Here is a 24,987-nt window from a genome sequence, read left to right on the forward strand (position 1 = left end):
GTGCAGCATGACGATGGAGTCCTTGCCGCCGGAGAAGAGAATCACCGGCCGCTCGAACTCACCCGCCACCTCACGGAAGATGTGCACCGCCTCGGACTCCAGAGCGTCCAGGTGCGAGAGGGCGTACGGCGTGTCCGTACCCTCGTCGGTCTTGGCGACGGTCGCCGTCATGCCAGTCCCCTCTCGGTGAGCAGCGCGTGAAGTGCCGCCGCCGACTCCTGCACGGTCTGGTGCTGCGACTCGATCCGCAGGTCCGGCGACTCGGGCTCCTCGTACGGGTCGTCGACCCCGGTGAGCCCGGTCAGTTCACCGGCGGCCTGCTTGGCGTAGAGACCCTTCACGTCGCGTACGGAGCACACGTCGACCGGGGTCGCCACATGCACCTCGATATAGGCGGCGCCGCTCTCCTGGTGCCGCTTGCGGACGGCCTCGCGGCTGTCGGTGTACGGGGCGATGACCGGGACGAGCGCCTTGACGCCGTTGCGGGCGAGCAGTTCGGCGAGGAAGCCGATGCGCTGCACGTTGGTGTGCCGGTCCTCGCGGCTGAAGCCGAGGCCCGCCGAGATGAACTCGCGGATCTCGTCGCCGTCGAGCACCTCGACGAGGTGGCCCTCCTCGCGCAGCCGGCCGGCCAGCTCGTACGCGATGGTGGTCTTGCCGGCACTCGGCAGACCCGTGAGCCAGACGGTGGCTCCGGTCGTCACGTGAATCTCCTGCTCTTCGGTGGAGGCGGTCTCTTCTGTGGAGGGGGCGGTCATTCGTGCAGCCCGCACTCGGTCTTCCCGCGCCCCGCCCAGCGGCCGGCGCGTGCGTCCTCGCCCTCCAGCACCCGACGGGTGCAGGGCGCGCAGCCGACGGACGCGTAGCCGTCCATCAGCAACGGGTTGGTGAGGACGCCGTGTTCGGCGACGTAGGCGTCCACGTCGTCCTGCGTCCAGCGGGCGATGGGGGAGACCTTGACCTTCTGGCGCTTCTCGTCCCAGCCGACGACCGGGGTGTTCGCCCGGGTCGGGGACTCGTCGCGGCGCAGCCCGGTCGCCCAGGCCGCGTACTTGGTCAGGCCCTGCTCCAGCGGCTGGACCTTGCGCAGCTTGCAGCACAGGTCCGGGTCGCGGTCGTGCAGCTTGGGGCCGTACTCGGCGTCCTGCTCGGCGACCGACTGGCGCGGGGTGAGCGTGATGACGTTGACGTCCATCACGGCCTCGACCGCGTCACGCGTGCCGATGGTCTCGGGGAAGTGGTAGCCGGTGTCGAGGAACACCACGTCCACGCCGGGCATGGCGCGGGAGGCGAGGTGGGCCACCACCGCGTCCTCCATCGAGGAGGTCACGCAGAACTGCTTGCCGAAGGTCTTCACCGCCCACTGGAGGATCTCCAGCGCGGAGGCGTCCTCCAGGTCGCGGCCCGCCTGCTCGGCGAGGGCTTTCAAGTCGTCGGTGGGGCGCGCTTTCTGAGTCGTCGTCATATCTTGTCTTCCCCTGCTTCGGTCTGCTGGAGACCCCGGGCGAGGAGCCCGAGGAACTTCAGCTGAAAGGCCCGATTGCATGCCGCGCATTCCCATGCGCCATGGCCCTGCTCGTTGGGACGCAGGTCCTCGTCGCCGCAGTAGGGGCAGTAGAAGGGGGCAGCCCGCTCGCTCACGACAGTGACTCCTCGCTGGCGCGCGTGGCCCACGTGGCGAAGCGCTCGCCGTCCTCGCGCTCCTGCTGGAACCGGGTGAGGACGCGCTCGACGTAGTCGGGCAGTTCCTCCGAAGTGACCTTCAGGCCACGGACCTTGCGGCCGAAGCCGGCCTCCAGACCGAGGGCGCCGCCCAGGTGCACCTGGAAGCCCTCGACCTGCTCGCCCTGGTCGTTGAGGACCAACTGGCCCTTGAGACCGATGTCCGCGACCTGGATACGGGCGCAGGCGTTCGGGCAGCCGTTGATGTTGATGGTGATCGGCTCGTCGAACTCGGGGATGCGGCGCTCGAGTTCGTCGATGAGCGTGATGCCGCGCTGCTTGGTCTCGACGATCGCGAGCTTGCAGTACTCGATGCCGGTGCAGGCCATGGTGCCGCGCCGGAAGGGAGACGGCTTGGCGGTCAGGCCGAGCGCTTCGAGGCCCTCCACAAGGGACTCGATCCGCCCTTCCTCCACATCGAGCACGATCATCTTCTGCTCGACCGTCGTGCGCAGCCGGCCCGAGCCGTGCGCCTGGGCCAGCTCGGCGATCTTCGTGAGCGTGGTGCCGTCGACGCGGCCGACGCGCGGGGCGAAACCGACGTAGAACAGGCCGTCCTGCTGGCGGTGGACGCCGACGTGGTCGCGCCAGCGGGCGACCGGCTGGTCGGGGGCCGGGCCGTCGACGAGCTTGCGCTTCAGGTAGTCGTCCTCGAGGATCTGGCGGAACTTCTCGATGCCCCAGTCGGCGACCAGGAACTTCAGGCGGGCGCGGGTGCGCAGTCGCCGGTAGCCGTGGTCGCGGAAGATCGAGATGACGCCCTCGTAGACGTCCGGGACCTCGTCCAACGGGACCCAGGCGCCGAGGCGTTGGCCGATCTTCGGGTTGGTGGAGAGGCCGCCGCCGACCCAGACGTCGAAGCCGGGGCCGTGCTCGGGGTGGTTCACGCCGACGAAGGCGATGTCGTTGATCTCGTGCGCCACGTCCAGCAGCGGCGAGCCGGAGATCGCGGACTTGAACTTGCGGGGCAGGTTCGAGAAGTCCTTGTTGCCGATGATCCGGCGGTGGATCTCGTCGATCGCCGGGGTGCCGTCGATGATCTCGTCCTCGGCGATGCCCGCCACGGGCGAGCCGAGGATCACGCGGGGCGTGTCGCCGCAGGCCTCGGTGGTGGAGAGACCGACCGCCTCCAGGCGGTTCCAGATCTCGGGCACGTCCTCGATGCGGATCCAGTGGTACTGCACGTTCTGCCGGTCGGTGAGGTCGGCCGTGCCGCGCGCGAACTCCTGCGAGATCTCGCCGATCACGCGGAGCTGGTCCGTGGTCAGCCGGCCGCCGTCGATCCGGACGCGCAGCATGAAGTACTTGTCGTCCAGCTCCTCCGGCTCCAGGATCGCGGTCTTGCCGCCGTCGATCCCGGGCTTGCGCTGGGTGTACAGCCCCCACCAGCGCATACGGCCGCGGAGGTCGTTCGGGTCGATCGAGTCGAACCCGCGCTTGGAGTAGATCGTCTCAATGCGTGTCCGCACATTGAGACCGTCGTCGTCCTTCTTGAACTGCTCGTTGCCGTTGAGGGGGGTGAAGTGTCCGGCTGCCCACTGACCCTCGCCGCGGTGACGGCTCACCTTGCGGCGGGGCGCTGCGGCAGCAGGGTTCTCAGGCGTGGCGGCCATGGTTCTACGTCCTCCGGGACAGGCGGGTGATCGGCTCTGACCTGCGCGTACGGGCGCATGCGGGCATACGCGCGCGTCTTTGCGCAGTATGAGGCTGATACGGGAAAACCGGCGGTACTGCGGCTCGACTAGCCCGCCGGACAGATGGCGCTGGACATGCGGCCGAGGTCGACGTGCCGCCGACTCACCAAGGCAATTCCAGTTCCGGACATGACGGAAGCGTGTCACGGCGTTCTGGACACAGTCCAGCTTCGTCCGTCATGCGGACACCCTGGTCTCGACATGCGAGACGAGGGTGTCATCGGTCACAAGGCGCGCACGACGTCTTGTCGGCGCAGGTCAGACCGGGTAGGCCCCTGGCCACGGGCCCGGCGTGGCCACCACGGTCACCTCCTCGACCTTGGTGTCGAAGAGCTTGAAGCCCCGGCGCTGGTAGTTGTCCATTGCATGCACACCGTCCAGGCTGCACGTATGCAGCCAGACCCGCTTGGTGGGGGCCAGCTGAGGCCAGCGGTCCGCGAGGTCCCAGGCGCGGGCGGCGCCGTAGGAGAGGAGGTGGCCGCCGAGGCGGCGGCCGCGGAAGGCGGGGATGAGGCCGAAGTAGACGATCTCGACGACGCCGTCGTCCTGCGGCTCCAGTTCCACGTACCCGGCGGGCGTGCCCCGGTCGTACACGACCCAGGTCTCCACGCCCGGCCGGTCCAGGTGCTCCTGCCACTGCGCGAACGTCCAGCCGAGCCGGTCTATCCAGAGGATGTCCCCGCCCACCGACGCGTACAGATAACGGCTGAACTCGGGGGAGGGCACCTCGGAGCGGGCGATCCGTACGTCCCCGTCCGGCGCGATGGCCGGCAGGAGGTCGCTCGGGTCGGTCTGCTCCAGGGACCATGTGGTCACGGGGATGTTCGTCATGCCCGCCAGGGAATCATCCGGCCCGGCGATCTGTCGATCAGCCCAGGGATCTGTCGATCGAGGTCAGCGGGAGCGCGAACAGCATCCGACCGGACACCGACCAGACCTCGCCGGTCTCCTGCCAGTACGAGAGGGAGTCGCTCTGCGTGCTCCAGCACCGGTGCGTCTCGTCGGCCCCGCACTCGGTGGCCTTCGCGTCACTCGTGTCCTGGCGCCACATCGAGCCGCGCCCGCCGTCCGTCCCGGCCGCGCCGCCCAGGTACCAGGAGGACCCGTTCGCGAGCACGCCCCCGGTGCCGCTGACCTTCGTCGCGTACGCCTCCTCGGGCACCGCGCGCCCCGCCGAGTCGGTGGCGAGCAGCCCCGGCCGCGCGGGATCGCGGCTGAAGGGATAGCGCCACAGCCGCTTGGCCCCGCTCGCGACCAGACTGTCCGGAACCGAGCTGCGGTCCAGGGAGAGACCCACGGGCCGTACGGCCGAACTGCCGCCGGCCAGTCGGTACGACCCGACCGCCGGCAGCACGTACTGGTACCCGGCCGCCGACCAGCCGTCCCGCACTCGGCCGACCGCGGAGGCGGTCACCGTGGTGCGCTGGATGCGGTTCATGTCGTACACGTACAGGGCGTCGCGGGCCCCGCTCGTGGTGGTGACCAGGAGTTTGTCCTCGTACCAGACCATGCCGGAGACCTTGGAGACGAGCCCGCGGTAGTCGCGTCCGCCGTCCGTCGGTACGGCGAGGAGGGCCCAGGTGTAGGTGAGGCGGGCCGGATCCGCGGCGTTCACGAAGGCGACCTTGGCCAGGCCGCGGGTGTTCGCGGTCCAGCCGGAGAGGATCACCCGGTTCGAGCCCCACCAGCCGTCCTCGTCGGCGTCGCCCGAGGTGGTCACCGAGCGGGGTGTCCACGCCGGGTCGGCCGCGTCGCCGCTGTCCCAGCAGTACGCGCGCGTGGCCGCCGGTTCGACGGGCAGCGTCGCCTTCTCGTCGGTCGTGCAGTCGGCGGCGTCGCGCAGAGTGTGGTCGGCGCTCTTCAGGACGGCGTCGACACCCACCGGGTGGCCCATCGCCCTGGCGAGCCGGTCCAGGGACTTCTGCGGCTCCAGAGTCTCCCGCAGCTCCGACTTCCCCAGCTCGGAAGCCGAGGTGAGCGGCTTCAACGCCCCGGGATCGGAACCGACCGTCGCCTGCGAGGCGCTGATCATCGTCGCGGCCGCCGTGAGGCCGAGCGCGGCTCCGGTCAGCACGGCGCGCAGCGCCCTGCCCCGCTTGCGCCGACGGTGTCGCCCACGTGCACCCATAAGTGTCCTCCCGAGGCGAGCCAACTGCGCCTGGTGATCCGTGCGTTGACCAGGGAGCAGGTGGGGTGGCCCGTAGGGGGATGCTACGGCAGTCGTGGCCGCCCCATGGGTAAGACCCTGCAAATATGCGGAAGATGCTGCCGGACGTGTCATTTGCGCCACCTGTCCGCTACGCCGTGTGGACCGACGTCCGCCCCCTCGCCACCCCCGGCGCCGTGGAGTGCGGCAGCAACTCGCGCGGGTCGTCCGGCAGCAGCACCTCGACCTCCGCGTCCTCGCCGAAGCGGTACGGCCGGTGCTCCAGGAACGCCCCGAGATAGCGCCGTACCCGCGACATCTCGGCCCGGACCGTCACCGTGCGGCACGGGTCGCCGAACATGTCCTCGGCCAGGCCCGAGGCGCTGCGGCCGGTCCGGTGCAGGGCCAGGAGGTAGAGCAACTCGGCGTGCCGGGGGCTCAGTTCATGGGTCCAGGAGCCCGCGCTGCCGGACACCGTCACCGACCAGCGGCGCGGATGGGCGAGGTCGAGGACGATCCGGGTGGCGCCGCGCGGCCCCGGCTCGTCGGCGACGCGGACCAACCAGCCCCCGGCCAACGGCTCCAGCGAGCACAGCCCGAGCGAGGGCAGCCAACGACAGCCCCCCGACGGCGACTTGGGCAACGCGATCCGCTTCACGTACGGCATTCCGGTGACCGCGGCCGTCCAGCCGTCCCGGTCCACCACCAGCGCCTGGCCGCCGAGCCGGGGCAGGATCGGCGCCGCCACCGCGCGCAGCCGCTCCAGCGAGGTCAGATGCAGCTCCCGCAGCCGAGCCTCGGCGAGTTTGGCCACCGAGTCGACCCAGGCGAGGGTCGCCGGATGCATCGTCTCCAGCGGGCCGCTGACATCGACGACCCCGATCAGCCGGCCGTCCCTGGGGTCGGTGATCGGGGCGCCCGCGCAGGTGAACGCGGCCAGTGCGCGCGAGAGATGCTCGCCGGCGAAGACCTGCACGGGCCGCCGTACGACCGCCGGGGTGCCCACGCCGTTGGTGCCGACGACGTCCTCGCGCCAGTCGGTGCCGACCTCGATGCCGACCTCGTCGGCCTTGCGCAGTACGGCGGCGCTGCCCTCGCGCCACAGCGCCCGGCCCTCGTCGTCGGCGACCAGCACGATGTGGTGCGCGGCGTCCGCGACCGACACCAGGCCCTCCCGCAGCACCGGCAGGACGTGCCGCAACGGGCTGGCGCCGCGCCGCCGTTCGACCTCCTCGCGGGAGAGCAGTCCGGTGCGCAGATCGTGGTCGGGGTGGGTCCCGCCGCGTAACGCGCGCTCCCAGGACTCCTCGATCACCGGGCGCGGTGGGGTGCGGGCGCGCTGTCCGGAGAGCGTGCCGTGCCGGGCGTCGCTCAGCATCCGTGCCGTCCGCGCCGCCTCGACGGTGGTGCGCTGCGGCACGCCGGCCGGCGGCTTCGCCATGGGTCCTTCTCTCCGGTCCCGTATCGACTGTTGGTCTCATAGTGCCGTTCCGCGGTGACGGAGGGAGACAGTCCGGACACAGAAGCCGCCAAGTTGCAACCCTCTGCAACCCTGGTGAACAGCCGTACGGTGTCTGAAACTTGTCCCACGCTGCGAGGGTGGTGCCGTGTCGGCGCAGCACCACCCTCGCGATGTACCGGCGTGGTTCAGGCCGTCGGCCTGGCGCGTTCCACGATCGACGTGAGGTCCAGGGTCGGCGGCAGGGTGCCGAAGGCCGCGCCCCAGTCGCCGCCCAGCCGGGAGGCGCAGAACGCGTCGGCGACCTCCGGTGGCGCGTGCCGCACGAGCAGCGCGCCCTGAAGGACGAGCGCCATCCGCTCGACCAGGCGCCGGGCGCGGCCCTCGATGCCCTCCAGGTCGGCGAGTTCGACGAGCAGGTTCTTCATCGCGCCGTCCAGCCGGTGATCGGCGCCGCGCACCTGGCCGACCTCGATCAGGAAGGCGTTCAGTGCCTGCGGCTCGCGTTGCAGCGCGCGCAGGACGTCGAGGGCCTGGATGTTGCCGGCGCCCTCCCAGACCGAGTTGAGCGGCGACTCCCGTACCAGGCGCGGCAGTCCGGACTCCTCCACGTATCCGTTGCCGCCCAGGCACTCGGCGGCCTCGATCGCGACCGGTGAACAGCGCTTGGTCACCCAGTACTTGGCGGCCGGGACCGCCAACCGCAGGAACGCCAGCTCCTGTTCGCCACCGTCGTCGTAGGCCGCCGCGAGCCGCAGCGCGAGCGTGGTGGCCGCCTCCGACTCCAGGGCGAGATCCGCCAGCACGTTGCGCATCAGCGGCTTGTCGACGAGCTTGCCGCCGAACGCCTCGCGGTGGGCCGCGTGATGGACGGCCTGTGCGACGGCCTGCCGCATCAGACCGGCCGAGCCGAGCACACAGTCGAGCCGGGTCGCCGCGACCATCCCGATGATGGTGCGCACCCCGTCGCCCTCGTCCCCGACCCGGCGTGCCCAGGTGCCGTCGAACTCGACCTCGGCGGAGGCGTTCGAGCGGTTGCCCAGCTTGTCCTTGAGCCGCTGGAGGAGGAACACGTTGCGGGTGCCGTCCGCCAGCACCCGGGGCACCAGGAAGCAGGTGAGCCCGCCCGGTGCCTGCGCCAGCACGAGGAAACCGTCGGACATGGGCGCGGAACAGAACCACTTGTGGCCGGTCAGCTCGTACGTCCCGTCCTCGGCGAGCGGGCGCGCGGCCGTCGTGTTCGCGCGGACGTCGCTGCCGCCCTGCTTCTCCGTCATGCCCATCCCGAAGACCACCCCGGCCTTGAGGTGGGCGGGCCGCAGCTCACGGTCGTAGACCATGGAGGTGAGCCGGGGCTCCCACTCGGCGGCGAGCGCGGGGTCGGCGCGCAGGGCGGGCACCGCCGCGTGGGTCATCGACAGGGGACAGCAGTTGCCCGCCTCGGCCTGGGTCCAGACGAGGAACCCGGCGGCCCTCCGCACATGTCCGGCCGGGCGGTTCCAGGCGGCGGTCAGCCCGGCCGCCACGCCCTTGCCGAGCAGCCGGTGCCAGGCCGGATGGAACTCGACCTCGTCGATCCGGTTGCCATGGCGGTCGTGGGTGCGCAGGCCCGGGGGGTTGTCGTTGGCCTGCGCACCCCACTCCTGCACCTGGGCCGAACCGGCGGCGCGGCCCAGTGCGGAGAGGTCGTCCCGGACCTCGTCCAGCAGTCCGGGTGCCGTGTGGCGCTCGACCGCCGCCGTGAGGACGCGGTCGGCGGTGAAGACGTCGTATCCAACCAGCGGGGGAGTCTGGTTCGTCACGGTGTGGGTGGTGCGTGCCATGGCTGGAACCTACCCGTGGGGACGGCGGTGGTCTGGATCTCCACCCTGCGGTGCTGTGGATCTCCACCCTGACACAGCCGCCGCCGCGGACGTCAGGCCGAGCGGGACATCGCCGCCAGCATCTCGGGTTCGGGCGCCTCCTCCTCCAGCCAGCCCGTGCGGTAGACGGTGTCGAGATAGCGTTCACCGAGGTCAGGGGCGATCGCCACGGCCGTGGTGCCGTGCCGTCCGTTCCGCGCGAGCCACTGCTCGGCACCGCTGACGACCGTGCCGGTGGATCCGCCGAACAGGAAGCCCCGCGCGGCCAGCCGACGGCAGGCCTGCACGGTGTCCCCCTCCTCGACATGGATCACGTCGTCGATGTACGACGCGTCGAGGAAGGCCGACCCCACGCTGGTGCCGAGCCCCGGGATCATCCGGGGCCTCGCCTCCCCGCCGAAGGTGACCGAGCCGACCGCGTCCACGGCGACGATCCGCACCCGGCGCCGCCACTCCCAGAACCAGCGCGCGCAGCCCATCAGCGTCCCGGTGGTGCCCGCCCCCACGAACAGCACGTCCAGCTGCGGGAACCGGCGGGCGATCGCGGGTGCCGTGGTGCGGTAGTGCGCCCGCCAATTCCCTTGGTTGGTGTACTGGTTGAGCCACACATACCGCTCGTCGGAGGCGCACAGCGCCCGCACGTAGGCGATCCGGGCGCCCAGGAAACCGCCGTGCACGTCCGGCTGGTCGATGACGTGGACCCGGCTGCCGAGCGCCTCCATCAGCTGCACCGTCGGCACGTTGCAGCGTCTGTCGGTGATGCACAGGAACCCGTAGCCGCGGCTCGCCGCGAGTATGCTCAGCGCCACCCCCAGGTTGCCGGACGACGACTCGACCAGCACCGACCCGGGCCGCAGGACACCGGCGCGCTCGGCCGCGTTCACCATCTCGGTGGCGGCCTTCAGCTTGATCGAGCCGGCGAAGTTGAATCCCTCGCACTTCAGATAGAGCGGCAGTTCCAGTGCGGCCCGCAGGTCGACGTAGAGGTCGTCCTCGTTGAACTCCGCGGGATCAGAAATGACAGCCATGCTTTCCCCCCAATTGGTGCGCCACGATCGCCGTCAGCCGTACCGGCGCAGCTCGTGGAAGAACCCGTCGACGACGCGGAGTTCGCCCCGTCGAACCACTTCGTCATGGACGAACCTGCCGACCGCGAGGTCGAGCACCCCGAGACCGAAGGGCGAGAACACCACCGTCCGGTCGGTCGGCACGCTCACCCGCCCGGTCAGTACGTCGTCCAGCGTGCCGTCGATGAACTCCCGCCCCCCGGTGGCCTGTTCGGCGAGATGCGGCGAGGTGTCGGCCTTCAGGCAGTGCTCGACGTCGTCCACGAAGTTCGCGGACGCGAGCAGGATCGCCGGGTCGAGATCCCGCAACGACACGTGCAGGACCAGCGGATGGTGGTCGAACCACGCCGGATCGTGCACATGGGGCGAGCCGGCGATCGTCGCGAAGACCAACAAGTCGCTGGAGCGCACCAGGCCTTCGATCTTGTCGTGCACCGTGACCCGCCCCGGCACCCCCGACCGCTCCAGATAACCCCGGAACCCCTCCGCGCTGTCCGCGGACAGGTCGTGCACGCCCGTCTCCTCGAACTCCCAGCCGGTGGCCCGGAGATGGGTGTGGATGTAGCGGGCGATCAGACCCGTCCCGACGAACCCGACCCGCAGCGGCCGCGTCCGCCCCTGGCTGAGCTTGTCGGCCGCGAGGGCCGCCGAGCTCGCCGTACGGGTGGCGCTGATCACCGAACTCTCCAGACAGGCGTACGGATAGCCGGTGTCCGGGTCGTTGAGGATCAGCACCGCCGAGGCCCTGGGCAGCCCCGACCCGGTGTTCCCCGGGAAACTGGAGATCCACTTCAGGCCGTCCACCCGCAACGGCCCGCCCAGCGAGGCGGGCAGCGCGATGATGCGGGACGAGGGGCGGTCCGGGAACCGCAGGAAGTACGACGGCGGGTTCACCGAATCGCCCGCGCCGTGCAGCCGGTAGGTGGCCTCCACGAGGGCGCCGATCTCCGACTCCCGCCCGGTCAGGGCCTGTTGGACCTGTTCGCCGCTGATGACCGCGAACGACGGTGTGTCGACGCTCATGCCGCCCTCCCGCCGGCCGACGGGGCGAGGTCCCCCGGCCGCACCGGATCGCCGAGCCCCGCGAGGACCTCGCGCGGTCCCTCGAACGGCTCCCTGCCGTGCGCGGTACGGATGTTGTCCACCAGCAGCAGGTCGCCCGAGCTCCACGGCTCGCGCCTGATGTGCTGCTCGTAGGCCTCGTTGATGGCCGCCACGACCTCGGCGCCGACCGGATCGCCGTTGCCGAAGCGGGTGTTGAAGGGCAGCGCGTCGGCACCGTAGACGTCGATCAGGTACTCGCGCACCTCGGGCTCCATCGTCCACTCGTTCAGGAACGCGATCTGGTTGAACCAGCAGCGCCGGCCGGTGACCGGGTGCCGGAGCACGGCGGCGCGGTGCTGCCGGGTGCGCAGCGAACCGTCGCGCTGCCAGGCGAACTCGATGCCCTGGGCGCGGCAGTAGCGCTCCACGACGGAACGGTCGTCGGTGCCGAAGGCCTCGGCGACCGACGCCCCGATCTCCTCGTGGTACGACCGCGTCAACTGCCAGCCCTCCCGCTCGAACCGCTCCACGAGCGGCGCGGGCAGCGACTTCAGTACGGCCTCGGCGTCGGCGACCGGGGTCGCGCCGCCCCGCGTCGGCGCGTCGAGGCAGGCGAAGAGCAGCAGCCCGGGGAACTCCAGGGCGTAGCTCAACTCGTGGTGCTGGCACATCTGTTGGTCGGTCGGCCACTTGGTGGCGGAGTACACGCCCTCCGCATAGGTACGGCGGGGCGCGAAGGGCTCCCGGTCGGCCATCAGGGAATGGGTGAGCCGCCGGAAGACGGCCTCGGCCCCGGCCGGGTCGGCGAGCCCGAGACCGCGGACCAGGACGCAGCCGTGCTCGGCGACGACGGCACGCAGCGCCTCACGGTGCCGGGCGGCCCAGCCGACCGGGTCCGCGCCGACGTCGGCGTGCAGCAGCGGCGGACTGTCCGGGCTGACAGAGACGGAGTGGAGAAGGGTCGCGGATGACAGCGACATCTCGGTGATCCTTTCGGTGGTGCTGTTGAGCGTTCGACCGGGGGTGCGGCTGGGCTCAGGAGGAGACCGGCGGGTCCAGCAGTCCGGCCAGGTCCGCGAGGACCGGGTGACGGGTGACGTCCTTCAGGCTGATCGCCCGGTCGAGGGCGACCGCCAGCTTCACCGCGGCCAGCGAGGTGCCGCCGCGGTCGAAGAAGTGGTCCTGGCGGCCGATCCGGTCGGCCGGGATGCCAAGGACCACCGCCCAGGCCGCCGCCAGCCGGCGCTCGGCCGGCGTGTCGGGCCCGTCGCCCACGGCGTCCAGGTCACCGGCGAGCGCGGTGAGGGTCCTGCGGTCGGTCTTGCCGTTGGCGGTCAACGGCAGCGACGCCCGCCAGTGCACGACCGACGGCACCATGTACGCGGGCAGCGACTCGGCGAGCCGCTCGCGCACGGCGGCGGCCTCGACAGGCCGTGCACCCGTGCAGAACGCCACCAGCTGCGTCCCGCGTACGACGACCACCGCGCCGTCCCGCACCCCGTCCACCCGCAGCAGCGCGTTCTCGATCTCGCCGATCTCGATACGGAAGCCGCGGATCTTCACCTGGCTGTCCCGGCGCCCCAGGAACTCCAGCTTGCCGTCGGGCCGCCAGCGCCCGTGGTCACCGCTGCGGTACAGCCGCTCACCGGGCCGGTACGGGTCCTCGGTGAACGCCGCCGCCGTCCGTTCCGGATCGTTGACGTACCCCCGGCCGACGCACACACCGGAGAACACGATCTCGCCGGGCGCCCCCAGCGGCACGGGCACCAGATCCTCGTCGACGACGTACACCCGCACATTGCCGACAGGGCGGCCGAGCGGGACCCGGGGCCCGTCCGGCGCCCGGTCCATCACCTCGTGGTTGGTGTCGTCCGAAGTCTCCGTCAGGCCATAGGCGTTGACTAGCCGCACTCCGGGCCGCGCCGCGAACCAGCGCTCCACGAGTTCCTTCTTCACGGCCTCCCCGGTCACCGACACACAGCGCAGATCGGGCAGTTCACGCGGCTGCCGCTCCAACTCGGCCAGGACGGCCTCCAGATACGACGGCACGACCTGGAGCACATTGACGCGCCCCGCCTCGATCGTGTCGACGAACCGCGCCACGTCCAGGATCACGTCCTGCTCCACCAGCAGCGTCCGCCCGCCCACGAGCGGCGCGCAGACGAGCTGCCACAGCGAGATGTCGAAGCACTGGGGCGCGGTCTGCGCCACCACCTGCCCGGCCCCGATCCCCAGGTCGTCGAGCTTGGCGAACACGTGGTTGAGGAAACCCGCGTGCTCGCACATGGCGCCCTTGGGCTCACCGGTGGATCCGGACGTGAAGTAGATGTAGGCGAGTTGGCCCGGCCGGACCGGGATCCCGAGGTCGCCGTCCGAGTGCTCCTCGGCGTAGGCCTCGTGGACATAGAGCGTGCGCTCGGACGTCGGGTCCAGCGCGCCGTCGCTGCCGTGCTCGGTCAGGACCAGCTGGCACCCGGCGCGCTCCAGTACCCGCGCGACCCGGTCGGCCGGGAAGTGCGGCTCGACGGGCAGATACACCCCGCCCGCCTTGAACACGGCGAGCACGGCGGCCATCCAGTCGAGGTTGCGCTCCAGCACCACGGCGACGACACCCTCGCGGGTCAGGCCGCGCGAGAGCAGTGCCCGACTCAGCTGGTTCGCCCGGGAGTTGAGCTCCCGGTAGGTCCACTGCCGGTCGCCCTGCACGGCGGCGACCGCGTCCGGGTGCAGCAACACCCGCTCCTCGAACAGCTCGTGCACCCGCCGGTCGGGCAGCTCGCGGTGCGGGCCCGCCAACTCCTCCAGCTGGAAGCGGACTTCGGCCTCGGACAGCAGGCTCGTCCGCCTCGGATCGGTGAGGACGGTGACGTGATAGCCCGCGACACGGGCGGCGGCCTCGGCGTCCAGGACGTCGGTGCGGTACCGCAGCCGCAGCGTGCGGTCGGTGACGCTCACCTGCAACGCCGGGTCCTCCTCGGCGGGTTCGCCGGACAGTGCGGCGAGGACCCTGGCGTGGGCGATTTTCAGTGCGGCGGGCTCGATCGACAGCCCGTCGGGCAGGGACACTTCGTGCTCCGCCACACCGGGCACCGGAGCGAGCGTCCACCGCGGAATGATCTCCATCGTTCTTCCCCCTGTTTCCTTCCCCCTACGGCACGAGCCGTCAGGGAGTCATGTGCCGTCCGGCGCGCCGTGGCGCCACCGCCGGATTCCCGCCCCACCGCGCCAGCGCCGGCATCTCCTCGCCCTTCATCAGGAAGGAGTCGGCGGCCAGTACGGCCCCGTCACCCATCGACACGCCGTAGTGAACGAGCGCCCCCACCCCGAGGGTGCAGCCCGCGCCGATGGTGATGTGTTCGGACTTGAAGGTGCCGTCCTCCTGCGAGTGGGACTGCACCTTGGTGTGCGCCGACAGCGTGCAGTCGTCGCCGATAGCGGTCAGCGTGCGCTCGGTGATGTAGGCGCCGTCGTCGAAGACCCGGCGTCCGATCCGTACGCCCAGCAGCCGCCAGATGAGGTTCTTGAAGGGCGTCCCGTTGAACACCTGGATGTAGTGGTCCGGCACCTTCCACAGCCGCTCGTGCCACCAGAAGTACGGGTCGTAGATCGAGCACAACTTGGGCTCCAGCGGCCGGAATCCGCCGACCAGACGCTCCACCAGCACGTAGTACCCGGCGGTGAAACCGAGCCCGAGCATCAGGGACGCGCCGATCAGCAGCCCCCCGCCGATGCCCTCGCCCCCGTACAGGTCGACGGCGGCGAAGCCGAGCACGGTGAGCACGAACCAGTGCAGCCAGCGCACGAACAGGTACAGGCCCATCGAGCGCAGGTTGGAGCGGTTCTTCGCGCGCAGCCGGCGTTCCAGTTCGTCGCCCTCGCGCAGGTGGTCGAAGCGGCTGTCGCGTTCCACCGAGCGCGGGATCTCGAAGCACGGCGAGCCCAACAGGCCCACGCCCTCCCGGACTTCGCCGTCGAGCGGGACCATCACCTTCGTGGCGAGCAGGCAGTTGTCGCCGGTGCGGCCCCCCGAGGGGTAGGCGATGTTGTTGCCGAGGAAGTTGCGCGGCCCGATCGTGGCGCGCGACACACGGAACGACGTACTGGAGAAGTCCGCGTTGACGATCGACAGACCGTCCGCGACCATCGTGCCCGTTCCCACGGTGGCCAGATACGGCGTCTCGTGCTGCACCTCCGTACCGAAGTTGGAGCCGGTCTGCTCCACCTCGCCGAGGTCGTAGCCGATGGCCTTCAGATAGCCGACGATGTACGAGCTGTCCCCGCACAGCCACTTGAAGAACTTCAGGTTGGTCATCCGCGCCACCGCGCGCTGCACCGAGTAGTGGAAGCCGTACAGCGGATACACCCGGTCGGGGCGCACCAGCGGACGCAGCAGCCTGGGCAGCAGCGACACCGCGGCGAAGCCGAGGACGACGAACCCCACGAACGCCACGAGCGACAGGCCCAGCGCCTCGCCGTAGAAACCGGCCGAGTTGAGGTCCTTCGTGTTCGGGTCGAGCAGGTGGTCCAGGGCCGGCACCACGGTCAGAAGCATGTAGGTACCGCCGACCGCGAGCGGGACGTAGACCAGCACCATCTGCAGGATCGCGGCCAGGCCGTAGCCGAAGCGACGCAGTGTGGAGCAGTCCGCCGCCGGGACGCGGACGTAGTCGACGTCCGTGCGCTGGGCCGGGGAGCCGTGCACGCGCTCGCCGGCCGGGACCTGCGCGCCGTCGTACAGCGCGCTGGAGTGGCCGAGTTGGGACCCGTCGCCCATGGTCGTGCCGATGTCGAGGACCGTCTTCTCGCCCACGTAGACCTCGCTGCCGAGCGTGACGCTGCCGGTGCGGATGCGGCCGGCGTGTGCCTGGTAGCAGAGGAAGAAGGTGTCCTTGCGGATGACCGTTCCGGCACCGATGGTCAGCAGGTCGGTGCAGACCGGTACGGAGTGGGACAGGATCGTGACGCCCTTGCCGATCCGGGCGCCGAGGGCGCGCAGGTAGAGGACGTAGACCGGGTTGCCGGCGAACAGGATCATCGGGTTGGCGTGCAGCAGCGCCTTGACCGTCCAGAACCGGACGTAGGCGAGGCCCCAGACAGGGAATTCGGTCTCCTTCCAGCGGCCGACGAGCACCCACTTGGCCACCACGGGCACCGTGCACACGCCGATGAACACGGCGCCGCCGAATATCGCGGACCGCAGATATACCTGGACCACTCCGTCACCGCTGGAAATCCATTCGTAGCCGCGTCCGGTGACCAGTCCGGCGAGCGCGCAGTACACCGCGAATACGAGGAATTGAAGTGTTCCGCACAACAGATAGCGCGCCGTGCTGCCGGCCGGCGGTGCCTCCGTCGCCGCCACCGGTGCGGAAGTTTCGGGTGTTTCGGCGAGCGCTGCCGCCAGACTGCGGATCGTCGGATGGCCGTAGACGTCCCGCATCGACACCGACGGCAGATCGTCCCGCTTCCTGACCCGTGCGCAGAAGTGCGCCATCACCAGCGAGTTGGCGCCCAGATCATCGAAGAAGTGACTGTCGAGCGGTATGACTTCCTTGCTGACGACACCGGCCAGGACCTCTGCGAGGACGGTCTCGGTGACGGTGCCGGGGTTTCCCACCACGTGGCTCCTTGGTGCTGATCGCTGTCTTTGAATTACCAAAGACGAATACGGCGGAGTCGCGCCCGTTGTTCACGGCAGGGGGAAATTGAAAGGCACGCGAAACGGGTGAGGTAAATGGGAATTCGTGAGAATGGAGTTCCGCATTGTGTACAGAGTTACCATGTGGACGAGGCCCCGGTCATGGGCCATTTGTTTCCCCCGAGTCGTGTGCGCTGACGTCGTCCCAACGCGCGCAACGAATGCAGTCCGGATTATTTCTGGACATTCTGGAACGGGTCAAGGCCATTTTGGTCAATGGCGCTTTTTCGTCTTCGCCGGATGAGGGTTTGGTCAACATAAATTGACGGTCGAAGTCCTCACCGGGTCACTTTCCGAAACAACCATTAAAATTTCGCATGCCAATTCGATTTCAGGGGCGAATGTTTTCGGCCAGCGCGAGCATGACAGGACTGGCCGGAGGACGTCCCGCCCGGCCGACGCCCCCGGGGGATGAGTGCATCCCGGCGCGGCGGATACCTTTAGGGCGTGCAGTCAGCAAGTGAAACCCCCGAGCGGCCCACCGGCCGGTTCCACCGGGCGCGTGCCCTCTACCGGAACGTCTCCAAGCGCAGGACCGCCTGGCTGCTGGTCAAGGACACCGTCAACTCCTGCATGGAGTACCGCATCCTGGGCCTCGCGGCCGAGGCCGCGTTCTTCACGCTGCTGTCCGTGCCGCCGCTCCTGCTGAGCCTCATCGGCCTGCTCGGCTACGTCGACAGCTGGACCGGCGCCCACAGCATCGCCGGCCTGGAGAACAACATCCTGGAGGCGTCCCGCACCGTCCTGACCGACAAGGGCGTGCACGAGATCGCCCAGCCGATCCTGCACGACGTGATGAAGGGCGGCCGGCCCGACGTCATCTCCATAGGCTTCCTGTTCGCCCTGTGGTCGGGCTCCCGCGCGGTCAACGTCTTCATCGACACCATCACCGTCATGTACGGCCTCGACGGCGTACGCGGCATCGTCAAGACCCGGATCGTGTCCTTCGCCCTGTTCATCGCGGCCCTGCTGATCGGCTCGGTCGCACTGCCCCTGATGGTCGCGGGACCGGACGCCGTGGTGAACGTGGTGCCGTGGTCGGAGACGGTCGTACAGGTCCTGTACTGGCCGGTTGTCATCGTCCTGTCCGTCGTCTTCCTGACGACGCTGTACCACGTGTCCGTCCCCGTCCGCTCCCCGTGGATCGAGGACGTGCCGGGCGCCCTGGTCGCCCTCGCCATGTGGGTGCTCGGCAGCTACCTGCTGCGCATCTACCTCACCAGCACGGTCGAGGGCCCCACCATCTACGGCTCCCTCGCCGCGCCCGTCGCCGTCCTGCTCTGGATCGGCGTCTCCGCGTTCGCCGTACTCGTAGGCGCCGCCGTCAACGCGGCCATCGACCGCGTCTGGCCGGCCGCCGCCACCGCCGCAGCCCGCGCCGCCAACGAACGCCGACAGGAGGAACAGGCCGCCGAGTACGTCGCGAGGATGGCCGCGGTCCGCTCCCGCGACGACGAGGACGACGACCCCGACGACCCCGACATGCCCTCCGAATTCCCGGAACGCTGGTCCCGCTTCCTACCTCCGGAGGACGTGGGTTCCCGCCTGCGCACCCACGCGAAGAGCACCCACAAGGGAACCGGCAACTCCCAATCACCGGACAAGTGAAGCGCGCCCCGCAGGGGCGCGGGGAACTGCGCGACCAGCCACAACGGCGCGGCAGTTAACCACCGGCCTTCCAGACCCCCACAGACGCCGCCTCCCGCACGAACTCCCCAAAGTCACGCGGCTCCCGCCCCAACACCTCCTGAACCCCGTCCGAGAGATACGAGTTACGCCCGTCCAGCAACGACTCGAACAACTCCACCAGGAACTCGACCTCCTCGGCCGGCACCCCGAACCCCGAGAGGATCCCCCCGTACTGACGGGCAGACACCGCCCGGTACGTCAACTCCCGCCCCGTCACCGCCGCGATCTCCGCGACCGCCTCCCCGAACGTCAGCAACCGCGCCCCGGACACCGTGATCGCCTGCCCGACATACCGGTCCCCACCCGCCAACGCAGCGACGACCACATCCGCGATGTCCCGCACATCGACGAACGGCTCCCGAACCGAACCCCCGGGGAACACCAGTTCCCCACTCTCCCGAAACCCCTCCACCAGCGGCCCCTCGCTGAAGTTCTGCGCGAACCACGCGGCACGTACGACCGTCCAGTCCGCCCCCGACCCCCGCAGCGCCTCCTCGGTCGGCCGCGCCCGCTCCTCACCCCGCGACGACAGCAGCACGAGCCGCCGTACGCCCAGCCCGACCGCCTCCTGCGCGAGCAGCCCCACCGCGCGGCCCGCGTCCGGCGCCCCGACGTCCGAGGGATAGACGAGATACGCGGCATCGGCGCCCCGCAAGGTGTCCGCCCACGTCGACCGGTCCGCCCAGTCGAAGCCCTGCGCCCGCGAGGCCGCCCGCACGGTCAGCCCCGCCGCCCGCGCCGCCTCCGCCACCCGACGCCCCGTACGACCCGAAGCGCCCGTCACCACAACCGTCATGTTCGGTGCATTCTGTGTCATGCCGTTCAGTCAACCGCCGTGTGCGCGCACCGGCCATCGCTGAACGGCTCATTCCCATAAGCACGCGTCTACGCTGGCCGCATGGACGCCCTTGCAGGCCTTCTTGAGGGTCCACGCGCGCGTGGCGCCTTCATGATCCGCGCGTGCTTCGACCCGCCGTGGGCGGTACGCGTCGAGGACCGCGCCCCGCTGACGGTCATGCTCATGGTCCGCGGCGACGCCTGGATCACCCCGGAGACGGGGGAGCGGATACGACTGCGGGCCGGCGACCTCGCCATCGCGCGCGGCCCCGACCCGTACACCTGCGGAGACGCCCCGGACACGACCCCGCAGGCCCTGATCCTGCCCGGCGGCGAGTGCCGCTACCCCGACGGCGGCTCCCTCAAGGGCACCATGGACCTCGGCGTCCGCACCTGGGGCGACCGCCTCGACGGCTCCACGGTGATGCTCATCGGCACCTACCTCATGCGCGGCGAGATCAACGGCCGCCTCCTGGACGCCCTCCCACCGCTGCTCTCCCTCCCCTCCGAGGTGTGGGAGTGCCCGCTGACCCCGCTCCTCATGGAGGAGATCGTCCGCGACGAACCCGCCCAGGAGGTCGTCCTGGACCGCCTCCTCGACCTCCTGGTCATCGCCGCGCTCAGGGCCTGGTTCTCCCGCCCGGAGGCGGAGGCCCCGGCCTGGTACCGCGCACTGGCGGACCCCGTCGTGGGCAGGGTCCTGCGCCTCCTCCAGGACGACCCCGCCCACCCCTGGACGGTCGCCTCCCTCGCCGCCAAGGCGGGCGTCTCCCGCGCGGCCCTGGCCCGCCGCTTCACCGAACTCGTCGGCGAACCCCCGATGTCGTACCTCACGGCCTGGCGCCTCGCCCTCGCCGCGGACCGCCTCCGCGACACGGAGGACACCATCGGCGCGATAGCGAGGCAGGTCGGCTACGGCAGCGCGTTCGCCCTCTCCAGCGCCTTCAAACGGGTCTACGGACGAAGCCCGCAAGAGCACCGGACGCGGTCGGCGTAGCAGGGTCGGCGTAGCCTTTTCGCCGTGTACGTGGAGAGGGCGTCGCGGCTGCCGGGCGCGGTGGTCTGGAGCCGGACCGTCGAGGACCCCGCGGCCGGCCCGGTCCAGCCGGTCCTCCCCGACGGCTGCATGGACCTCCTCTGGAACGAGGGCCGCCTGCTGGTCGCGGGCCCCGACACACGTGCGTACGTCCCCGAGGGCGCACCCTCGCGCTGGGCCGGCATCCGCTTCTTCCCCGGCACCGCGCCCACCTTCCTGGGCGTCCCCGCGCACGAACTCCGGGACCGCCGCGTCGACCTCGCCGACCTGTGGCCCGCCGCCGGGGTACGCCACCTGACCGCCCGCATCGACGCGGCCCCCGACCCCGTGACCGCGCTGGAGGAAACGGCACTGGAACGCGCGGCGGACGCGCCCCCACCCGATCCGCTGCTACGACACCTCGTGGCGGCCCTCGACACCGGTCGCCCCGTCGCCGCCACCGCCGACGAACTCGGCCTCGGAGCCCGCCAGTTGCACCGCCGCTCGCTGGCCGCGTTCGGCTACGGCCCCAAGACACTGGCCCGGGTGCTGCGCCTCCAGCGGGCCCTCGTACTGGCCCGCGACGGAGTGCCGTTCGCGGAGACGGCGGCCCGGTCCGGTTACGCGGACCAGGCCCATCTCGCCCGGGACGTCAAGGAGTTGGCGGGGATGCCGCTGGGGGAGCTGCTCGGCCGCGCCGGCTAGGCAGACGGGAGCGGGGCGAACAGGTCCACGCCGTTGCCGTCGGGATCGTGCACGACGGCGTACCGCTGGCCCCAGAATGCGTCCCAGGGCTTGAGCTCGCCGTGGTGCCCGGCGCCGACCAACTCCTCGTAGACCCGGTCGACTTCGGCGGGGTCCTCGCAGAGCAGGGCGAGCGCGGCGCGAGCACTGCCTCCGGTGGGTGGCTGCCAACCCGCGTGGAACGAGCGGATGGTGTCCTCCGTGTCCAGCAACAGGCGCAGCCCGCCGGGCAGTTGGGCCTCGGTGTGCGGCTGTGTCTCGGCATCCTCGGGGAAGGCGAAGCCGAGCCGACGGTAGAAGGCGACAGAGGCGGCCATGTCGGAGACGACCAGGCCGATCGCGTCGAATCGTGGAGTCATGGGGCCACGGTAGGCAGACGTAGGGGCGCTGGTCTTGAAGGAATCGGACACCGAGCCTGATGGATTGCTCAGTCGAAGGCCACCGGCCCGCGTGGCGTGTCCAACGTGAAAGAGAGGCGCACCGGGCCCTCGGTCAAGGGCAGCTCCGCGCCCACGGCGGACAGCAGCGGGCGGATCTCGTCGGGGTCCGGGGCGGTCGCGGTCAGCTCCAGCAGGGGTGCGACGGGCAGGCCCGAGGCGGTCGGGTGGGGCGAGGAACTCCAGTCGATGAGGAACGGCACCAGACCGGAGGGGTGCGCCGTGTCCCCGTCGGTGAGCCGCCACTCCAGCAGCGTGCCGTCGGGCCGGCGCCGACTCATCGCCCGCACGGGCCCGGGGTCGTACCTCTGAGCACGGGCCGCCGCGACCGCCGCGTCCAGATCGGGCGGGCTGACCGCCCAGGTCACCGTCCGGGCGACGGCCAGCCCGTCGACACCGAAGGGGCGGGGACCTGACGGCTCGGGCTGCTCCGGGTCCGGGCCGAGGATCTCCAGGTAACGCGAACCACCCAGCGACACAAGGCAGTTGCGGGTGCCGAGCCCGACATGGGCTCCGCCCGCGACCGGTGCGATGCCCGTGCGCGCGGTGAAGTCGGCAACCGTCGCCGCGAGATCGGGGGTCGCGAGGACGAGGTGGTCGAGGAGTGCGGGAATGGCATTCATCCCCACCTAGGCTACGCGGCGGGACCGCACCGCATGAGCGGCTGAGGGTATGGGGGGTGAAATAGGCTTCTCCGCATGGCTGTTGCTCCCCGCCTCCTCGTCTGCACCCGCACCACGGCCTACCGCCACGACTCCATACCGGCGGCGGTGACCGCCCTACGCACCCTCGGCCCCTTCGAGGTGACCGCCACGGAGGACCCGGCCGCCTTCGAGCACCCCCTCGACGGCTACGCGGCCGTCGTCTTCCTCTCCACCAGCGGCGAGATACTGACGCCGACGGGCCGCGAACACCTCACCTCCTACGTCGAGTCCGGCGGAGGCTTCGTCGGCGTCCACGCGGCGGCCTGCACGGAGTACGACTGGCCGTACTACGGCGAGCTCCTCGGAGCCCGCTTCGATCAGCACCCCGCCCACCAGCCGGGCAAGGCGGTGATCGAGGACCGCACCCACCCGTCCACCCGACACCTGCCCGCCGTATGGCAGTTCACGGACGAGTGGTACGACTTCCGCACCAGTCCGAGGAGTTCGACGCACGTCCTCGTCTCCGCCGACGAATCCTCCTACGAGGGCGGCCGGATGGGCGCCGACCACCCCCTGGCGTGGTGCCACGAGAAGGGCGCCGGCCGGGTCTTCTACACGGCCCTGGGCCACGCCTCGGAGGCCTACGAGGACCCGGACTTCCGCGCGCATCTGCTCGGTGGGATCACCTGGGCGGCGGGGCTGGGGTAGCGGGCCCTCCGGAGCCGGTGGGTCGCCCGCCCCGGAATCTAGGTCATATTGCGGATGCCAGCGCAAAAGCGCTCCTCATAGGGTCCATGGCATGCGGCACCGATCAAGCCGCCTGTGTGGCTGAGCCCGTCGACCGACCCGGAGTTCTGACGGCTGCCTGTTCCCTTTTCCCGCTGTGTGAGGAGCCCCATGAGTACCGATGTTTCCCGCCGCAAGGTGCTGGCCGCCGGAGCGGCGCTGGCCGGGTCGGCAGCGCTGGTGGCCGGCGCAGAAGGAACGGCCGGCGCGGCGACGGCCACGACCGGTACCGGTGAGGAGAAGTCGAAGGTGAAGCCCACGATCGTCCTGGTGCACGGCGGCTACGCCGACTCGTCCTGCTGGAACGCCACCATCAAGGAGCTGCAGCACAAGGGCTACACCACGATCGCCGGGTCGAACCCGCTGCGGGGCATTCCGACCGACGCCCCGTACATCGCGAGTCTGCTGGACTCCATCAGCGGACCGGTCGTGCTGGTCGCGCACTCCATGGGTGGAACGGTCATCACGAACGCCGCCGCCGGGAAGAGCAACGTCAAGGCGCTGGTCTACATCGCCGCGTTCGTGCCCGACGTCGGCGAGACGCAGGGCGAGCTCATCACCAAGTTCCCCGGCAGCGAGGTCGGGCCGGTGAGCGTCCCGGTGCCGTACACGAAGGCCGACGGCACGACCGGCACCGATCTGTACCTGAGCAAGGACGGCCACGCGGCCTTCGCCGCCGACATCTCCGCCGCCGACTTCGCGGTGCTGCAGGCCACGCAGCGGCCCTTCGACGCCGATTCCTTCATCTTCCCGACCACGGCCGCGGCCTGGAAGACGATCCCGGTGTGGGGGCTGGTCGCCGGCCAGGACAAGGCGATCCCGCCGGCGGCCGAGCGCTGGATGTACAGCCGTGCGAACGCGCGCAAGGTCGTCGAAGTGCCGCGCTCCTCCCACGTCGTGATGATCAGTCACCCCAAGGCCGTCGCCGGTCTCATCAAGGACGCCGCCGAGGCGGTCAGCTGACCTCGCGGCACCAGCACGGACAGGGGCGCTCTCCCCGTCGACCGACCGGAAGGGAGAGCGCCCCTAACCGCGCGGCGCCCCCGTGCTGCCCCGTTCCACCAGCCGGGTCGACAGTTCCGTCCGGGTGCTCTCCGGGCGGTCGCCGTCCATCATCCGGACCAGGAGACGGAGGGCCGTGGCGGCCATCTCCGACAGGGGCTGCCGGATCGTGGTCAGGGCCGGTGTCACCCAGCGGGCCTCGGGAAGGTCGTCGAAGCCGACCACGCTGATGTCGTCGGGGACGGTCAACTGCCGTTCCGCCAGGGCCTCGTAGACCCCCAGAGCCATCCGGTCGGAGCAGACGAAGACCGCCGTGGGCGGCTCGGGCAGGTCGAGGAGTTCACGCATACGGGTGCGGGCCATGGCCTGGTCGAAGCCGCCGTGCCGGATGTGGTCGGGGCGCACGGACACCCCGGCGGAGGCGAGCGCGGAGCGGTAGCCGGCGACGCGGGCGCTGCTGCACATCTTGTGCCGGTGACCGGCGATCACGGCGATGCGTTCATGGCCCAGGGACAGCAGATGCTCGGTCGCCATCACCCCGCCGTGCCAGTTGGCCGCGCCGACCGACACCACGCCCGGCGGTGGCTCCTGCACGGGGTCGATCATCACGAACGGGATGCGGTGCTGGTCGAGCCAGGAGTACTGCGACGCGGTCAACTCGGCCAGATTGAACAGGACTCCGGACGAACCCCGCCCAACCAGCTTGTCCAGCCAGCCCCGTTCGGGCCGGTCGGCCCGCGTCCGGGTCAGTCCGGCCGACACCACCACCTCAAGTCCGGCCTCGTACGCGGCCTCCTCCACCCCGTGCAGCACCGCCCCCGACCACGAACTCTCCAACGAGTGCACGACCAGGTCGACAAGGCCCGGCGCCTTGCTCGCGTCGAACCTGGGCCTGCGCACATAACCGAGCCGCTCCAGCGCCTCCGTCACCCGCCGCCGCGTCTCCGGCGCCACGTCCTCCCGGCCGTTGACCACCTTGGACGCCGTCGGCACGGACACGCCCGCCTCCCGCGCCACGACCGCCAGCGTCGGCCCCGCCGTCATGCTCGCGCTCCCCGTACGGACCATCGGGTACCACCTCTCCAGCCCGCCCGAGGGCCATCGAAAGTTTCGACCAGCGCTGCTTCCACGGCCCGACCAT

General features: G+C 70.6%; 23 protein-coding genes and 1 pseudogene. 5 read left to right on the plus strand and 19 right to left on the minus strand.

Features of this window, described 5'->3' with window-relative positions:
* The 15 genes and pseudogenes from OO70_RS44665 to OO70_RS44730 all read right to left on the minus strand — a co-directional run.
* Nucleotides 1–171 (minus strand): annotated as a pseudogene (locus tag OO70_RS44665) (sulfate adenylyltransferase subunit CysD); the annotation flags it as partial.
* Nucleotides 168–758, minus strand: coding sequence for an adenylyl-sulfate kinase (gene cysC / locus OO70_RS44670; protein ID WP_078651810.1), 591 nt, complete (start codon nt 756–758; stop codon nt 168–170). The gene cysC and the pseudogene OO70_RS44665, both read right to left, overlap by 4 nt.
* The gene (locus OO70_RS44675) at nt 755–1,465 is read right to left on the minus strand and encodes a phosphoadenylyl-sulfate reductase (protein ID WP_043685461.1); all 711 of its coding nucleotides are present in this window, start codon (nt 1,463–1,465) and stop codon (nt 755–757) included. Before OO70_RS44675 ends, cysC begins: the two co-directional genes overlap by 4 nt.
* Nucleotides 1,462–1,641 carry a hypothetical protein gene (locus tag OO70_RS44680; RefSeq protein WP_043685462.1) on the minus strand — a complete coding sequence of 60 codons (180 nt, stop codon included), beginning with the start codon at nt 1,639–1,641 and terminating at the stop codon, nt 1,462–1,464. The genes OO70_RS44675 and OO70_RS44680 overlap by 4 nt, the downstream gene beginning before the upstream one ends.
* Nucleotides 1,638–3,335 carry a nitrite/sulfite reductase gene (locus OO70_RS44685; protein ID WP_043685465.1) on the minus strand — a complete coding sequence of 566 codons (1,698 nt, stop codon included), beginning with the start codon at nt 3,333–3,335 and terminating at the stop codon, nt 1,638–1,640. Before OO70_RS44685 ends, OO70_RS44680 begins: the two co-directional genes overlap by 4 nt.
* 128 nt (nt 3,336–3,463) lie before the next feature.
* The gene (locus tag OO70_RS56945) at nt 3,464–3,547 is read right to left on the minus strand and encodes a putative leader peptide (protein ID WP_309500612.1); all 84 of its coding nucleotides are present in this window, start codon (nt 3,545–3,547) and stop codon (nt 3,464–3,466) included.
* A gap of 127 nt (nt 3,548–3,674) precedes the next feature.
* Complete coding sequence (locus OO70_RS44690) at nt 3,675–4,247, minus strand: GNAT family N-acetyltransferase (protein WP_043685467.1); 573 nt, start codon at nt 4,245–4,247, stop codon at nt 3,675–3,677.
* Between the two features lie 37 nt (nt 4,248–4,284).
* Nucleotides 4,285–5,544, minus strand: coding sequence for a hypothetical protein (locus tag OO70_RS44695; RefSeq protein ID WP_043685471.1), 1,260 nt, complete (start codon nt 5,542–5,544; stop codon nt 4,285–4,287).
* 169 nt (nt 5,545–5,713) lie between these two features.
* Nucleotides 5,714–7,003: a GAF domain-containing protein gene (locus tag OO70_RS44700; protein ID WP_043685473.1), complete on the minus strand. Its 1,290-nt coding sequence runs from the start codon at nt 7,001–7,003 to the stop codon at nt 5,714–5,716.
* A 206-nt stretch (nt 7,004–7,209) separates the two neighbouring features.
* A complete protein-coding gene (locus OO70_RS44705) occupies nt 7,210–8,844 on the minus strand; it encodes an acyl-CoA dehydrogenase family protein (protein ID WP_043685475.1) in 1,635 nt (544 codons plus the stop codon).
* 92 nt (nt 8,845–8,936) lie between these two features.
* Entirely contained in the window at nt 8,937–9,911 is a 975-nt protein-coding gene (sbnA, locus tag OO70_RS44710) for a 2,3-diaminopropionate biosynthesis protein SbnA (RefSeq protein ID WP_043685478.1), read from the minus strand.
* 33 nt (nt 9,912–9,944) lie between these two features.
* Nucleotides 9,945–10,973, minus strand: coding sequence for a 2,3-diaminopropionate biosynthesis protein SbnB (gene sbnB, locus OO70_RS44715; protein ID WP_043685480.1), 1,029 nt, complete (start codon nt 10,971–10,973; stop codon nt 9,945–9,947).
* On the minus strand, nt 10,970–11,974 hold the full coding sequence (locus tag OO70_RS44720; protein WP_199827523.1) for a TauD/TfdA family dioxygenase: 1,005 nt from the start codon (nt 11,972–11,974) through the stop codon (nt 10,970–10,972). The genes sbnB and OO70_RS44720 overlap by 4 nt, the downstream gene beginning before the upstream one ends.
* Nucleotides 11,975–12,029: 55 nt before the next feature.
* Nucleotides 12,030–14,117: a non-ribosomal peptide synthetase gene (locus tag OO70_RS44725; protein WP_043685483.1), complete on the minus strand. Its 2,088-nt coding sequence runs from the start codon at nt 14,115–14,117 to the stop codon at nt 12,030–12,032.
* A 40-nt stretch (nt 14,118–14,157) separates the two neighbouring features.
* Nucleotides 14,158–16,611, minus strand: a complete 2,454-nt coding sequence (locus tag OO70_RS44730) for a Pls/PosA family non-ribosomal peptide synthetase (protein WP_043685486.1) — start codon at nt 16,609–16,611, stop codon at nt 14,158–14,160.
* A 528-nt stretch (nt 16,612–17,139) separates the two neighbouring features.
* Between OO70_RS44730 and OO70_RS44735 the strand changes: the two genes are divergently transcribed.
* Nucleotides 17,140–18,300, plus strand: a complete 1,161-nt coding sequence (locus tag OO70_RS44735) for a YihY/virulence factor BrkB family protein (RefSeq protein WP_043685488.1) — start codon at nt 17,140–17,142, stop codon at nt 18,298–18,300.
* A gap of 55 nt (nt 18,301–18,355) precedes the next feature.
* Here OO70_RS44735 and OO70_RS44740 read toward each other — a convergent pair whose 3' ends face one another.
* Nucleotides 18,356–19,198 (minus strand): NmrA family NAD(P)-binding protein, encoded by an 843-nt coding sequence (locus OO70_RS44740; RefSeq protein ID WP_043685490.1) that lies wholly within the window; start codon nt 19,196–19,198, stop codon nt 18,356–18,358.
* Between the two features lie 81 nt (nt 19,199–19,279).
* On the opposite strand from OO70_RS44740, the gene OO70_RS44745 reads away from it, so the two are divergent.
* Nucleotides 19,280–20,215 (plus strand): AraC family transcriptional regulator, encoded by a 936-nt coding sequence (locus OO70_RS44745; RefSeq protein ID WP_043685493.1) that lies wholly within the window; start codon nt 19,280–19,282, stop codon nt 20,213–20,215.
* A 24-nt stretch (nt 20,216–20,239) separates the two neighbouring features.
* On the plus strand, nt 20,240–20,938 hold the full coding sequence (locus OO70_RS44750; RefSeq protein WP_043685496.1) for a helix-turn-helix transcriptional regulator: 699 nt from the start codon (nt 20,240–20,242) through the stop codon (nt 20,936–20,938).
* Here OO70_RS44750 and OO70_RS44755 read toward each other — a convergent pair.
* Together OO70_RS44755 and OO70_RS44760 are read right to left on the minus strand one after the other, a co-directional pair.
* Nucleotides 20,935–21,336: a VOC family protein gene (locus tag OO70_RS44755; protein ID WP_043685498.1), complete on the minus strand. Its 402-nt coding sequence runs from the start codon at nt 21,334–21,336 to the stop codon at nt 20,935–20,937. The genes OO70_RS44750 and OO70_RS44755 overlap by 4 nt on opposite strands.
* A gap of 68 nt (nt 21,337–21,404) precedes the next feature.
* Nucleotides 21,405–22,037, minus strand: coding sequence for a VOC family protein (locus OO70_RS44760; RefSeq protein WP_043685500.1), 633 nt, complete (start codon nt 22,035–22,037; stop codon nt 21,405–21,407).
* Between the two features lie 75 nt (nt 22,038–22,112).
* Here OO70_RS44760 and OO70_RS44765 point away from each other — a divergent pair, with 75 nt between their 5' ends.
* Together OO70_RS44765 and OO70_RS44770 are read left to right on the plus strand one after the other, a co-directional pair.
* Nucleotides 22,113–22,766, plus strand: a complete 654-nt coding sequence (locus OO70_RS44765) for a ThuA domain-containing protein (protein ID WP_043685502.1) — start codon at nt 22,113–22,115, stop codon at nt 22,764–22,766.
* A gap of 189 nt (nt 22,767–22,955) precedes the next feature.
* Nucleotides 22,956–23,807 carry an alpha/beta hydrolase gene (locus OO70_RS44770; protein WP_043685504.1) on the plus strand — a complete coding sequence of 284 codons (852 nt, stop codon included), beginning with the start codon at nt 22,956–22,958 and terminating at the stop codon, nt 23,805–23,807.
* Between the two features lie 63 nt (nt 23,808–23,870).
* Here OO70_RS44770 and OO70_RS44775 read toward each other — a convergent pair whose 3' ends face one another.
* Entirely contained in the window at nt 23,871–24,914 is a 1,044-nt protein-coding gene (locus OO70_RS44775; protein ID WP_043685507.1) for a LacI family DNA-binding transcriptional regulator, read from the minus strand.
* Between the last annotated feature and the right edge of the window lie 73 nt (nt 24,915–24,987).

This window comes from Streptomyces xylophagus (assembly GCF_000716435.1).
GTDB lineage: Bacteria > Actinomycetota > Actinomycetes > Streptomycetales > Streptomycetaceae > Streptomyces > Streptomyces xylophagus.

Bases quoted from the DNA above. Each gene is read 5' to 3' on its own strand.
- cysC (WP_078651810.1), bottom strand. From the start codon at position 758: ATGACCGCCCCCTCCACAGAAGAGACCGCCTCCACCGAAGAGCAGGAG.
- OO70_RS44675 (WP_043685461.1), bottom strand. From the start codon at position 1,465: ATGACGACGACTCAGAAAGCGCGCCCCACCGACGACTTGAAAGCCCTC.
- OO70_RS44685 (WP_043685465.1), bottom strand. From the start codon at position 3,335: ATGGCCGCCACGCCTGAGAACCCTGCTGCCGCAGCGCCCCGCCGCAAG.
- OO70_RS56945 (WP_309500612.1), bottom strand. From the start codon at position 3,547: ATGTCCGGAACTGGAATTGCCTTGGTGAGTCGGCGGCACGTCGACCTC.
- OO70_RS44690 (WP_043685467.1), bottom strand. From the start codon at position 4,247: ATGACGAACATCCCCGTGACCACATGGTCCCTGGAGCAGACCGACCCG.
- OO70_RS44695 (WP_043685471.1), bottom strand. From the start codon at position 5,544: ATGGGTGCACGTGGGCGACACCGTCGGCGCAAGCGGGGCAGGGCGCTG.
- OO70_RS44700 (WP_043685473.1), bottom strand. From the start codon at position 7,003: ATGGCGAAGCCGCCGGCCGGCGTGCCGCAGCGCACCACCGTCGAGGCG.
- OO70_RS44705 (WP_043685475.1), bottom strand. From the start codon at position 8,844: ATGGCACGCACCACCCACACCGTGACGAACCAGACTCCCCCGCTGGTT.
- sbnA (WP_043685478.1), bottom strand. From the start codon at position 9,911: ATGGCTGTCATTTCTGATCCCGCGGAGTTCAACGAGGACGACCTCTAC.
- sbnB (WP_043685480.1), bottom strand. From the start codon at position 10,973: ATGAGCGTCGACACACCGTCGTTCGCGGTCATCAGCGGCGAACAGGTC.
- OO70_RS44720 (WP_199827523.1), bottom strand. From the start codon at position 11,974: ATGTCGCTGTCATCCGCGACCCTTCTCCACTCCGTCTCTGTCAGCCCG.
- OO70_RS44725 (WP_043685483.1), bottom strand. From the start codon at position 14,117: ATGGAGATCATTCCGCGGTGGACGCTCGCTCCGGTGCCCGGTGTGGCG.
- OO70_RS44740 (WP_043685490.1), bottom strand. From the start codon at position 19,198: ATGACACAGAATGCACCGAACATGACGGTTGTGGTGACGGGCGCTTCG.
- OO70_RS44745 (WP_043685493.1), top strand. From the start codon at position 19,280: ATGGACGCCCTTGCAGGCCTTCTTGAGGGTCCACGCGCGCGTGGCGCC.
- OO70_RS44755 (WP_043685498.1), bottom strand. From the start codon at position 21,336: ATGACTCCACGATTCGACGCGATCGGCCTGGTCGTCTCCGACATGGCC.
- OO70_RS44760 (WP_043685500.1), bottom strand. From the start codon at position 22,037: ATGAATGCCATTCCCGCACTCCTCGACCACCTCGTCCTCGCGACCCCC.
- OO70_RS44765 (WP_043685502.1), top strand. From the start codon at position 22,113: ATGGCTGTTGCTCCCCGCCTCCTCGTCTGCACCCGCACCACGGCCTAC.
- OO70_RS44770 (WP_043685504.1), top strand. From the start codon at position 22,956: ATGAGTACCGATGTTTCCCGCCGCAAGGTGCTGGCCGCCGGAGCGGCG.
- OO70_RS44775 (WP_043685507.1), bottom strand. From the start codon at position 24,914: ATGGTCCGTACGGGGAGCGCGAGCATGACGGCGGGGCCGACGCTGGCG.